General features: G+C 68.4%; 11 protein-coding genes and 2 pseudogenes. 7 read left to right on the forward strand and 6 right to left on the reverse strand.

What is annotated here, in order from left to right; translation table 11 throughout:
* Positions 1 to 68 precede the first annotated feature (68 nt).
* Positions 69 to 296: a transposase gene (locus ACFYMM_RS41115; RefSeq protein ID WP_388397184.1), complete on the forward strand. Its 228-nt coding sequence runs from the start codon at positions 69 to 71 to the stop codon at positions 294 to 296.
* Positions 297 to 519: 223 nt separating this feature from the next.
* Here ACFYMM_RS41115 and ACFYMM_RS41120 read toward each other — a convergent pair whose 3' ends face one another.
* Complete coding sequence (locus ACFYMM_RS41120; protein WP_388397153.1) at positions 520 to 1,173, reverse strand: hypothetical protein; 654 nt, start codon at positions 1,171 to 1,173, stop codon at positions 520 to 522.
* A gap of 95 nt (positions 1,174 to 1,268) precedes the next feature.
* Here ACFYMM_RS41120 and ACFYMM_RS41125 point away from each other — a divergent pair.
* From ACFYMM_RS41125 to ACFYMM_RS41145, 5 genes and pseudogenes are all read left to right on the forward strand, one after another.
* Positions 1,269 to 1,613, forward strand: a pseudogene (locus tag ACFYMM_RS41125) (Tn3 family transposase); the annotation flags it as partial.
* 167 nt (positions 1,614 to 1,780) lie between these two features.
* On the forward strand, positions 1,781 to 3,019 hold the full coding sequence (locus ACFYMM_RS41130; protein WP_388397156.1) for a tyrosine-type recombinase/integrase: 1,239 nt from the start codon (positions 1,781 to 1,783) through the stop codon (positions 3,017 to 3,019).
* Complete coding sequence (locus ACFYMM_RS41135; RefSeq protein ID WP_388397159.1) at positions 3,016 to 5,457, forward strand: tyrosine-type recombinase/integrase; 2,442 nt, start codon at positions 3,016 to 3,018, stop codon at positions 5,455 to 5,457. The genes ACFYMM_RS41130 and ACFYMM_RS41135 overlap by 4 nt, the downstream gene beginning before the upstream one ends.
* A 16-nt stretch (positions 5,458 to 5,473) precedes the next feature.
* A complete protein-coding gene (locus tag ACFYMM_RS41140; protein ID WP_388397162.1) occupies positions 5,474 to 5,959 on the forward strand; it encodes a hypothetical protein in 486 nt (161 codons plus the stop codon).
* A 133-nt stretch (positions 5,960 to 6,092) separates the two neighbouring features.
* A pseudogene (locus ACFYMM_RS41145) lies at positions 6,093 to 6,358 on the forward strand (Tn3 family transposase); the annotation flags it as partial.
* Between the two features lie 19 nt (positions 6,359 to 6,377).
* Here the strand turns inward: ACFYMM_RS41145 and ACFYMM_RS41150 are convergent.
* Complete coding sequence (locus ACFYMM_RS41150; RefSeq protein ID WP_388397165.1) at positions 6,378 to 7,103, reverse strand: dienelactone hydrolase family protein; 726 nt, start codon at positions 7,101 to 7,103, stop codon at positions 6,378 to 6,380.
* Positions 7,104 to 7,542: 439 nt separating this feature from the next.
* On the opposite strand from ACFYMM_RS41150, the gene ACFYMM_RS41155 reads away from it, so the two are divergent.
* Entirely contained in the window at positions 7,543 to 7,968 is a 426-nt protein-coding gene (locus tag ACFYMM_RS41155; protein ID WP_388397168.1) for a hypothetical protein, read from the forward strand.
* 58 nt (positions 7,969 to 8,026) lie between these two features.
* On the opposite strand, the gene ACFYMM_RS41160 is transcribed toward ACFYMM_RS41155, so the two are convergent.
* The 4 genes from ACFYMM_RS41160 to ACFYMM_RS41175 form a co-directional block, all read right to left on the reverse strand.
* Positions 8,027 to 8,725, reverse strand: coding sequence for a VOC family protein (locus ACFYMM_RS41160; RefSeq protein WP_388397171.1), 699 nt, complete (start codon positions 8,723 to 8,725; stop codon positions 8,027 to 8,029).
* Positions 8,726 to 9,144: 419 nt separating this feature from the next.
* A complete protein-coding gene (locus ACFYMM_RS41165) occupies positions 9,145 to 9,384 on the reverse strand; it encodes a hypothetical protein (RefSeq protein WP_388397174.1) in 240 nt (79 codons plus the stop codon).
* A 531-nt stretch (positions 9,385 to 9,915) separates the two neighbouring features.
* Positions 9,916 to 10,386, reverse strand: coding sequence for a DIP1984 family protein (locus ACFYMM_RS41170; RefSeq protein ID WP_388397177.1), 471 nt, complete (start codon positions 10,384 to 10,386; stop codon positions 9,916 to 9,918).
* 316 nt (positions 10,387 to 10,702) lie between these two features.
* Complete coding sequence (locus tag ACFYMM_RS41175; RefSeq protein ID WP_388397179.1) at positions 10,703 to 11,440, reverse strand: ATP-grasp domain-containing protein; 738 nt, start codon at positions 11,438 to 11,440, stop codon at positions 10,703 to 10,705.
* Positions 11,441 to 11,874: the final 434 nt, after the last annotated feature.

The raw sequence follows: 11,874 nt of genomic DNA on the forward strand, positions 1-11,874 counted from the left end.
CTGCTTCGCGACCAACAACAAAGGCGGCGGCCCTGCACGACACCGCACAGAACCAGATCTGGCTGGAGATCGTCTCCCTCGCACTCGACCTCCTCGCCTGGGTGCCCATGCTCGCCCTGACCGGCGACATCCGCCGCTGGGAACCCAAGAAGCTCCGCCTGCGGCTGCTCTCCACCTCCGCCCAGCTCGTGAACACCGGACGCCGCCACTGGATCCGCTTCACCGCCCGATGGCCCTGGACCGACGTCATCACCCGCGCGGTCAAAAGGCCCTACACCCTGCCGAACCCCGGCTGACCAGCACCTTCGAACGTCCCGACAACTCGCCCCACCCCACCGCCGAAGTGGAACCCGGCGCCCACCCGACGCGAAAGCCGGTCCGATCATGCACCCACGTGGCGGCCGTGCCCCGCGGATTACTCGCACGCGCCATCCGCACCGTCAACGGCGGGATCACCCGGCCTCAAGAGCGCCATCACTGCGGTCTCCAGCCGGCTTCGACCGACCGCTCTCGCTCAGGTCAGCGCTGCCACAGGAAGGCGGCCTGAAGGCAGGGTCCACAAGCGAAGGCGAAAGCTGCCCCGCCGCCGCCAAAGTTCATGGCCGTGACATGGTCCGGTCCCTCTTCGAACTGGGCGACCAGGTCCATCGGGCGGGCGCAGCTCAGGCACCCCGGCGTCTCGTCATCCTGCAGCCAGTCGGCCCGCCCACCAAGCTGTCCCAGGACATCTCGAAGGCCGTTTCCGTTGCGGCTGCCCCACTCCTCACGAGCGCTGCCGTAATCGGAGCCAGGAAAGGACACCAAATTCACGGCGTTGACGGCGCCGAGACGGAGGAGGCCGTCGTCCTCGCCGGGCCCGGTCATCGGTTGCAGCCCCGAGGCGGGGAACAAGAGGGCCCGGTTGCCGCCGGCCGTCGCGCTCCACTCGTCGCACATACCGGGGTCGTTCTGGCACATGAATATCGCCATGACGTGCCCAGCTTGCGTGTCGTTCTGATCCGTCGGCCGGCCCAGATCGTTCAGGACGACCTGAGCCAGGAACTGCATCGGCCCCTCGCATGTCACGCAAGCGGGCCATGACGTTCCAGCCGGAGCCAGTGGCGCCCCGCCAGTGCGGGTGGCCAGTTCCTCGGGATCGCCCGGCCCCGCGTACGTCATCAGTGTCGTCGTCATGGGACCGGACCCTACGGCAGCCCACCGACACCCACGCCGATCAGACGGTCGGACGACACGGCGAGGGATGATCAACCTGGACTGTCCACGTAAACTCCGACATGGTGTTCGGCCTGTTCAAGATCCTCGGCTACAACTCCAGCCCCCAGTGCCGCGACCTGGACGACCAGCGGTCCTGGCGGGCCACGACGCCCGGCGTTGGGACCGACACGTACGGCGCGGTGGAGGACCTGGCGCGCAACCGCGTGAACCCGAACAAGGTGATCACGCACTGGCCGGACATGCTGAAGGTTGCCGGGTCTCTGGTCACCAACCAGGTCCGTGCCTACGACCTGTTGCGCATGTTCGGACGCAGGGGGCCGCCCGACTCCGCTGGGTGCAAGCACGGCACCATCCACCAGGCGTACCGGGACGGGATGGAGGACCTGTTGACCGAACTACCGGGGTGCGAACCGACGAGTCCCTGGAGATCGACGCACGGTGACGGGACCAAGCGTCAGGCCGGTCAGCTTGCCCCCCAGGCCATGCTGCACCACCGTCCTGATGTGCTGTCATCACGAGCTGTTGGAGACCACAGCAACTCGTGGAGGCTCAGGTGCAAGAGAGCATGCAGTTACGGGACGTCACAGCGCTCACGGTGCCGAGGGTCGGCCGGGTCGAGGAGACCGGCGATCCGTCGCTGCCGTACCGGCTGCTCGACCGGGACGGGATCGAGGTGGCGGCAGTCAGCGAGTTCCTGCTCGACATGCTCGCCGACGACGACAGCCCGGCCTCGCTCCGCTCGTACGCGTACGAGCTGCTGGCCTGGTTCAGGTTCCTGTGGGCCGTCGACGTTCCGTGGGACCGGGCTGGCCGGGCGGAGGCCCGAGACTTCGCACTGTGGCTGAAGATGGTCAAGAAGCCGCCGCGGCCCCGGCGGCCGGACGCCCCGGCGCCCGGGTCGGTCAATCCGGTGACCGGCAAGCGGTACGCAGGCGAGAACTACGCGGCACGCACCCGGAGGCACGCGCGGGCAGTCGTCCGCAGCTTCTACGAGTACCACCGCGACATGCATGGACGGCCGCTGCTCAACCCGTTCCCGAAGACCAAGCGCGCCGAGGACGAGCACCTCAACGCCCACCACAACCCGATGCACGCCTTCAAGCAGCCTGTCCGCCGGGCCCCCTACCAGCCGAAGGAGCCCCGGCGAACTCCGCGCGGCATCCCCGACCAGGCATTCAACGAACTGTTCGCGGCCCTGCCCTCGCACCGCGACCGCGCGCTGGTCGCCTTCTACATCTCGGCCGGCCCGCGCGCCTCGGAACTCCTCGGCGTCAGCCGGGACCGGGTCAGCCCCGGTGACCAGACGATCGGTGTCATCCGCAAGGGCTCCCGGGCCCTGCAATGGATCCCTGCCTCCAGCGACGCGTTCGTATGGCTGCGGCTCTACCAGCAGCAGATCCGCCCCCAGGCCCTCGATGGGCCGGAGGAGCCGCTGTGGTGGACCCTCCGGCGCCCGATCAGGCCGTTGAGCTACGACGCGGCCCGCATGGTGTTCACCCGGGCCAACGAGACCTTGGGAGCGAACTGGACCCTGCATGACCTGCGGCACAGCGCGGCCAAACGCATGGTGCGCGACCCCAAGCTCTCGCTCACCGACGTCCAATGGGTCCTTGGCCATCTCCACATCAGCACCACGGAGCAGTACCTCGACCCCGCCGAGGACGAGGTCGTCGCGCACGTGTTGGCCCACCACGCCCGGCAGGCTGCGGAGCCCGTCAAACCGGTGATGCCCGCTCCGGGCTACCGTTCCGAGGTTCTCCAGACGCTGCTCGGCACGGCCGACCTAGGTGGAGGCCCGGCATGACCACTGCGACCGTGATTGCTCGGCCCTCCGCCCCCGTCCGTCATGCCCCCTTGCCTTCCGGCCAGGAGAAACGCGAAGCGCCGGCGACCTGGTGGCAGACGGAGGAACCGCGCGAGCAGGTGCTGGAGCGCACACTCGCGCTGCCGTTCACCGCGGACAGCGACGCTAATCAGCGCTCACGGCACCGCGGTCTGATCAAGCTGCTGGACTGGCTGGAGGACCAGCCCGGCGGCACCTGGCAGGAGCGCTGGGTGGCCAGCGGAGCCGAGGACGCCGGCCGGGAGTGGACACGGCTGCCGATGCAGTGGCTCGCCGAGCACCAGCGGGCGCGCAAGTACGACCGTGCCGATCTGTGCTGCGGCATGATCCCGCTGCTGGGCGGCCAAGTCGTACGCCCCGACTACCGGTGGCTACTGCGGCAGCGCCCTTCGCAACTGCTGGCGCACATCCGCAGCGTCACCGATCCCGACGGTTTCGCGGCGCTCAAGGACCAATACACGGCCACCGGCCACACGGGAGCCAACGACTGCAACAACGCACTCAACCGCGTCACCTGGATCGTGGCTTCCAAGGGCGGGACCGTCCACGACGTCACAATCGGCGACTGCGTCGAGCTGCAGCATGCCATCGGCGAGCACCAGACCAACGGCTACCACGGCAAGCACCTCTTCTACGCGCTCCTCGCGGGCCTCGGCGTCTTCGGCCCTGATGCCCCGGCGCGGCTGAAGACGGTGATGCTGCCGGGGCAGTTGACACCGGCAGCCCTGGTCGATCGGCAGGGCATCACCTGCACCGCGATACGAGACCTCTTGGTCGACTACCTCACCGAGCGCGCGGTGGACGTCGACTACACCACGCTGGAGGACATGGCCCGCACCCTGGCCGGACTGTTCTGGCGCGACCTGGAGAAACACCACCCGGGCATCGACTCGCTGCGGCTGGACGCCGAAATCGTCACCGCCTGGCGGGAGCGCGTCCGCATGGTCCGTGACCGGCACGGCACCCCCATCCGGCCGCGGGTCAACGCGCACACCGTGTTCAGCTGGGTCCGCACGTTCTACCAGGATCTCGCCCGCTGGGCTGCCGACGAGCCGACGCGCTGGGGCCCGTGGGTCGCACCCTGCCCGGTCCGCGACAGCGACACCGACCACAGCAAGAACCGTGCCCGCCGCAAGGCAGCCATGGACCAGCGCACCCGCACCCTGCTGCCCGCACTCCCGGCCCTGGTCAAAGCCGTCGAGCGCCAGCTCAAGGACGCCCAGACCTGTCTCGCCACCGGGCGGGAGACCCCGGCCGGAGCCCCGTTCACCACTCCGGCGGGCGAGAACCTCCTCCGCCGGGCAGGGGTGTCCTCCCGCATCTACGCCGACGACCCCGCCACCGGCCGGCGCCGGGACCTGACCGTGGAAGAGGAACGCGCCTTCTGGGCCTGGGCCATCGTCGAGGTCCTTCGCCACACCGGCATGCGCATCGAGGAAGCACTCGAACTCACTCACCACAGCTTCGTCGCCTACCAGCTGCCCACCACCGGCGAGATCGTGCCCATGCTCCAGGTCGCCCCGTCCAAGCTCGACCAGGAGCGGCTGCTGCTGGTCTCACCAGAGTTCGGCGAGGTGCTGACAGCGATCATCCATCGCGTTCGGCGCGGGCAGCAGGCCATGCCTCTGGTCTCCGCCTACGACAGTCTGGAACGGCTCTGGAGTGCGCCGATGCCGTTCCTGTTCCAGCGCCGCTGCGGCCCGGAGGACCGGGCCATCCCGCGCAACTACATCTACACCTGCCTCAACGACGCCCTCGCCACGAGCGGGCTGACCGGGCCCGGCGATGAGCAGCTGCGATACACACCCCACGACTTCCGGAGAATCTTCGTGACCGACGCCCTCCGCTCCGGTCTGCCCCCGCACATCGCCGCCCGCATCTGTGGCCACCGGACGGTCGACACGACCCTCGGCTATGCCGCGATCTATCCCGAGGACGTCATTAACCACCACCGGTCCTTCATCGCCCGCCGCCGGGCGCTGCGACCCGGGGAGGAGTACCGCGAGCCCACCGCACAGGAGTGGCAGGACTTCCTCGCCCACTTCGAGCTGCGGAAGGTCGCCCTCGGCGTCTGCGCACGCGACTTCGGCACCCCCTGCGTCCATGAACACGCCTGCATCCGCTGCCCTGTCCTGCGGCCCGATCCTGAGCAGATGCCCCGCTTGGAGGAGATCCACGCGAACCTGCTCGACCGGCTCCAGGAGGCCAAGGAACAGGGATGGCTCGGCGAGGTCGCCGCGATCGAGGCCAGCCTCGCCGCCGCCGAGCAGAAGCTCGCCGCCATGCGCGACCTCGCGGCCCGGCACACCACCGTCCACCTGGGCATGCCCGATCTCCGTGGCGTCGTCGCGCGCATCGACTCCGAGCAGCGAAACGAGGATGCGAAGGGGCAGTCCTGAGCACTACAACGAGGGGATGACCGTCTTCCTCTGTTCCAAGTGCGGCACCGCGATCACGCCGGAGCTCGCCGAGCTTGCCGCCGTCCCTGACGTCTCAGACGACGAGCGCGACCGGGACAAGGAGACACGCCGGGCACCTGCCACTGTTCCGCGGGGCCACTACGCGATCGATCCCGAGCCCTGGGGGCCTCCCTACGTCGTGCAGGACGATCAGGAGGACCCGAAGCCGGCTCAGTCGCGCGGACCTGTGGTCTGCCGTGAAGAAGGCTTCGTCATCTCGGCCGGCAGCCGACACACAGTGCTGGTGCACCCTGATGATGCCGCCGGCCTTCAGCCACTGCCCAACTGGGAGAACAGCAGTGGGTGCTGCGGACCGACAGGCGACGAGGGACTCAACCGGGCCTGCCCCTGCGGCGCTCCGGTCGCGACCCTCGCGGCCGACTGTTTCGGGCCCTTCGAGCTGCACCTCGACCCCGTCCGGACCTACGCGTTCTCCCAGTAAGACCGCGAAGCGCGCGGACGACGTGCACGACACGCCCGACGGAACCCGTCCACCCAACTTCTTCACGACTACTTTCCGTGGTGAACGACGGCTCGCAGGCGGACCTGCCGCCGAGCTGGGCTAGTTCGGATAAGACAAGCTCAGCGCGCTCGGCCTGGTCCTCAACGCCGTCGTGCTCTGGACGACGAAGTGCGTCGACGCCGCCGCCCAGCTTCGCGCCGAAGGCCACGAGATCTGTGACGAGGACATCGGCCGGCTCTCCCCGCTCAAGCACCGCAACCTGAACCTGCTCGGCCGCTACAGTTCACCGCCGCCACCCCGGCCTCCGGGGCCCCGCACCCGCTGCGCGACCCGGATGCCCCGGAGCTGGACGAAGACGACGGCGGCGGGCAGGAGTGAGTATCAGGAGCCGATCGGATCAATCCGTGACGGGCAGGCACTCGGCGAGCAGGGCGACGATGTCACGCCAGGCTCGCCGTGCGTGCCGTGGGTGGTAGCCGACGCCGGGAGGCACGGTGTGGTCGACCGTGGGGTGGTGGAAGGCGTGAAGGGCTCCTCCGTAGACCACGAGGCGCCAGTCGACGCCCGCGGCCTGCATCTCTGCGGTGAACGCCTCCCGTTGCGCGGGCGGCATGATCGGGTCTTCCGACCCGACCCCGGCCCATACCGGGCAGCGAATGCGTGCCGCCTCGCCCGGTCGGCCCGTGGTCAGTGCGTTGACTGTCCCAATCGCGCGCAGGTCGACGCCATCGCGACCGAGTTCCAGTGCGACTGCGCCCCCGGTGCCGTAGCCGACGGCGGCGGTCCGGTCGGGGTCGGCCCGTGGTTCGCATCGCAACACGTTGAGCGCGGCGTGACCGATTCCTCGCATGCGGTCGGGATCGGCGAGCAGCGGCATGCAACGGGCCAACATTTCCTCTGGGTCTTCCAAATAGCGTCCCCCGTGAAGGTCGAAGGCCAGCGCTACGTACCCCAGCTCGGCCAGAGCCTCGGCCCGTCGGCGCTCGACATCGCTGAGACCCATCCCCTCGGGTCCGATCAGGACTGCGGGCCGGCGCTCGGCACCGGCCGGGAGCGCGAGGTATCCGATCATCGTCAGGTTGTCGGCCCGGTATTCGACCGTACGGGTTGTGACCGTCGTCATGCGACTGGACGGTAATGACCGTTGCGCCCGCTCGGGGTGGTGTTCACCGATGGCAGACAGCAGTCTGTCCCGACCACATCACCCCGACGCGTCGGCTGCCTGTCCTCAAACGATGGCGCCCTCAAGTGACCAACGCACCACCTTCGGATGATCATGTGATCGTGTAGGCACAGGTGCGTGACTACGGGTTTTCGCCGACTCAGCAGGACGAGATCTGGAGACGGTGGCGCGAGGGACAGTCGTTCAGCTGATCGGGCGGGCCCTCGGGGTATATCTCCGAGATGTTTCGCCTCATGCGCGGCGCCGGGCACATCCTCGACGTGCTCGACGTCGTTCGCAGCGATCGCCTCGCGCTGCGTATCCACGACGGCGCGTTCTCCGCGATGGACCTCACCGCCCGTCACCCGCGCACTGGGGGCTGCTGTCCACCGTGGAGTTCATGGTGCAGACCCTCGCCGCCGCCGGCGAACTCCAGCGAGGCCTCCAACGGGAGCTGACGTACGACGGGCTGCGGGCCGCAGATGCCAAGGGCAGCAAGGGCGGGCGCCGCCCCGACGTGGCGGCCGACAGGACCGACACCGTGCGCACCGCGTACTTGCAAGACCGTTCGATCGCCGCCCTCGCCCGCGACCACGGCGTCAGCCGTGGCACGATCCGCACGGCCGTCGCGGACCTCATGCCTGACCACACCGCCGCTGAGGAGGATGCTCCCGCCCCGGAGCTGCCGGTCACCCCCGACATGCCAGGTGTGGTCGCCGACTTGGAGGCAACAGATTGGTCACCCTCGCGTTGGCGTAGCCGCACGGTGGCACAACCACGAGACCGGCACTCCCGTCCTACGGTCACTGACGCGTACGGTCACTGACCGTCACGGAACCGTGTGTCGTGCTCAACCGGTGACACGGTCCGTCGTGCAGATACATTCACGGCCGGTCGGTGTCCGGGCCGGGTGGTCCGGCCACGCCGACACAGGCCTCGTTGCCCTCGGGGTCGGCCAGCACCCAGTTCGACGGCGCGTCGGCGTCGTTCATCAGACGTCCGCCGGCAGCAAGTGCTGCGGCTATCCGGGCCTCGGCCTGGTCGTACGGCACCCACACGTCGACGTGGACCCGGTTGCGCTGCGGGCGCGGTGCGTTCATCTGCTGGAAGTAGAACGGTGCCCCGCGCCGGCGCGGGTCGATCAAGTCCTCGCTGCTGTTCGCACGGTCCTGGTAGCCGAGCAGGGCACGCCAGAACGCCACCACGTCGGGACCGGTGAGAGCATCGATGGTGACCTGCACGGTCTGCACGGCGGACGGGTCAGCCGGTATGTCCAGCGTGCGGGCCACGGCCGAGATCTGCCGCGCCAGCTCGACGTGCCGTTCGGTCAGCCCGTAGTAGTCGTCCGTGACCGTGATCAACCGTACGATCACGCCCTCCCGCCTCACGTCGACATCCGGGTGATCGTCCCCAACCCGCGGTATTTCACTGATCGCCTGAACGAACTGCGCGCCGACCGCGAACGACCCGGTACGGAAGTACGCACACGCCCCCTCTCCCAAGACGCGCCAGTCCTCCACGCCCACGGTCTCGTGGAACTGCCGCGGTCTGATGTGCTCCGGCTTGCTCTCTTCCAAGGTCATGCGCCCAACGTAGCGTTCAGGGCCGACAACTCCCCTGGAGCAGCCGTGCCGGGCGATCGCTGTGGGAGAGAATGCCGGGCATGACGATTTGAAGAGCACCTGCTGGGCGGCAGCACTGGCGCAAGGTCGGGACCTGGGACGCGGTCTGCGACGGGGACCGTCGGATCTGTGCCGCCTGTGCAATTCCCGTCCGCTCGTACCAGTACCGATTTCATCCGCCCGAGTCCTCCATGTTCGAGCGGTGCATCGGACTGGCGTGGTGTCCCAGGTGCCGGATCTACTTCAGCAACATGGTGCACGTCCCGCGAAGGCGGGTCCTGGTCGACGCCCTCGCTTCCCCGCGAAAAACGCGTGACGCTTGCCGGTTCGGAAACACAGCTGATCGAGTTACTGGACCGCCAGGGACGAGGCAGCCGAGACTAGGTTCCCCCGGCCAGCTGGGCGACCGGGCACTGGCCGCCAGGTTTCCTCAGGCGGCATGAGAGCTGGTTCTTCAGCGCATCGGCGACCTGGCGCACGTCGCAGCGTCCCTCGACAGCGTCGATGACCAACGCGATGGCCTCTCGGCTTCCGACCTTGACCTGGATGCCTATGGCGTGGAGGTAGGCATGGATGACCGGCGCGGCGAACAGTTCGTTCGAGTCAACGAAGGCCCTCACGCCCTCACGCCCTCGAGGAACCAGGTGCGCGCAATATCGTCTGTCAGCCGCCGGCTCGCGTGCTGATCTTAGTCCTCGTGGCGGTCGGCGGCGCGGCGCTGCAGTTCCTCCCGCGCGGGCTTCCCGGTGGCCTGGCGAGTGGGCCGGGGTGAGGACTCTGCCATGACCGCTTGTCGATGAAAGGGGCTGTAGTGGCCATTGATCAGCGACCTGACCCGGTGTAGATCATCTGCTTCGCTGCATGGGCGAATCGGGCTCTCCGCGGACAGCATCATCCCCTCTGTTCTTCATGGTGCCGCGATGTGGAAAGCCCCGAACCCGCCCTCGCGGCCTCGGATCTGCACGTGGTGATGTGCTGTGCGATGTGCACGGTTACCTGTACGCGGTGCTGAGCTGCACTGTTTGGTGGGGAGTCGAACCCCCGCGTTGCTCTTCACGCGCCAGGAGTGGGCTGGAAAACCGCCAGCCCCCGGTGTGTGCACGCCTCCGAAGCTGCTACCTGCTCCACATCGTCCCAGCCTGCTGGGCTGCTCAGTCCAGCAGATCCACTTCCCAGTTCGTACGCTGGATCCGCACATCGACCTCGCGGATCTCCCGGGCGAGCGCATCCGCCTGACTACGCAGTTCCGCGACCGGAAGCGCGGAAAGCATCATCAGCTCCGACCGAAGCTGTCGGCCGTATCCCCGCTCGCTCTTACCCGCCGCCGCGTCCGCCGCCGCAGTGACCACGGAGTGACGCAGCCGCAGGACGTCCCGCCGTGCGAGGGCATCGGTGAGCGTGCCGTCCGGCCCCATCTCCACGGTGGCATTGGTCCGGTTGATCCGTCGGATCAACTCTTCCAGAGTGTTCAGCACCTCACTGGCCTCAGCCAACAACTGAGCTGCGTCCTCGGCGGGTGTCTCCCCCTCCTGGTACCGCGCACTGCTGACGACGCGCGCTCGCAGCTGTTCTACGCGGCGCGTCGCCCCCGCACGTTCTGCCAGTGCCTCAGCAAGCTTCACTCTCGCCCCCTCCCCCTCCATGAACCCGCACGAGTATACGAATGAGAAACGGCTCGTACGCACCTGTTTTCTGATCTGCCGGAGCTCTGGCCAGCCATTGGAGCGAGGGTGGGCGGCCGTAGAGGACATCGGCCGGCACCCCCGAGTCCGGCGCGCAATCTCGCAGGTGACAACAAGCCTGCCCATGTGACAACCATCGCGCTCGAGACCTGGCCCGTAACTGGTCAGGGTGACCAACAGCCCCATGGCAACGGGGCTGACTCAGGTTTCACGGCGTCCCGGTCACATGGCTGTTGACAGGTTCGCGCAGTGCGGATCAGTGCCGTTCGAACGCAAGGTCTCGCGGCCGCATGTGCTCGCGTGGCCCCGCCGCCCGCAGGACCACGTCCAGCACCCGCGCCGGGTCGGCCGCGTAGGCATGCGAGAACCACGCCATGTTGGCCTCCACCACGGCCCAGCGGTGGCCTGGGCGGTACGGGTCCAGCAGCTGCCCGACGTCCACGACGACGGCACTCGGCAGCGTGTGCCCGGCTGCGGCGGTCAGCCGGTCGGCGAACTCCGTGATCTGCGCGGCGGTGGCTCGGTCCGCGCGGTCCGTACCGAGCGGGCGGGGGTCGAGCCGGCCGAACACCGCGTACCGGCTCGCCGTGGCGATCCGGCCGTCCAGCAGGAACAGCCGGTACTCGGCCGCGAAGGTCACCACGTCGGACAGCAGCACCGGTGCTGCCGGATCCAGGACGCGGGACAGTTGGGAACCGTCGGTGTAGACATCGGCCGGGAAGGACTTGTCACGGGGCGGCTTGACGAACGTCGACCGGTCGATCGCCCATGCGTCCGCGACGGTCCCCGCCCGAACCTTGCGGCCGGTGAACTCTTCCGGCAACTCGGCGAGCCAGCCGTCTGCCGGCTCCAGCAGCGCGTACCCGAGCCGGCCTGCCAGCCGCGCACCCGCGACCGGTCCGCCGTACCAGTACGCAGGGCCTGTCAGGCCGGGCTCCTCCGCCGCTCTGACCGACATCCCCCGGCCCGCCGCCTCGACGGCCAACAGTTCCATCGTCGACGTCCGCCGACCAGGCATGACCAGCACCGCGAATCCCCCTGCACTCCGCCAAACCGCCACGCTAGCCCCACCATGCCCACCACCGCAGCCGAAAATCCCCCACCGCAGGCCCCGAGGCGGGCGAGGACATCAACTCCCAGCTCCCGCTTGCTGCGGTTGCCACTACACTAAAATCGAACCTACAACCGATATATCGCATGACCCTGCGCGTCTCCGCGCGATCCTGCGGTACCTCGACGAGCAGCCCGCCGACAACGAAACTGCCGGCATCCACCTGCGGCTCCAGCGTGACGCGTGAGTTCTGCGCACCGGACAAGAACCTGGGGGCCGATGACTAGTGCCGTATCAGGCAACGTTCGCCCTGTCATGAGACTTCGCACGGTTGCTACGCCGGGTGGTACGGGACAGCCACAATGATCACGTGGCTG

It is taken from the genome of Streptomyces sp. NPDC006739, assembly GCF_042869815.1.
In the GTDB taxonomy this organism is placed as follows: domain Bacteria; phylum Actinomycetota; class Actinomycetes; order Streptomycetales; family Streptomycetaceae; genus Streptomyces.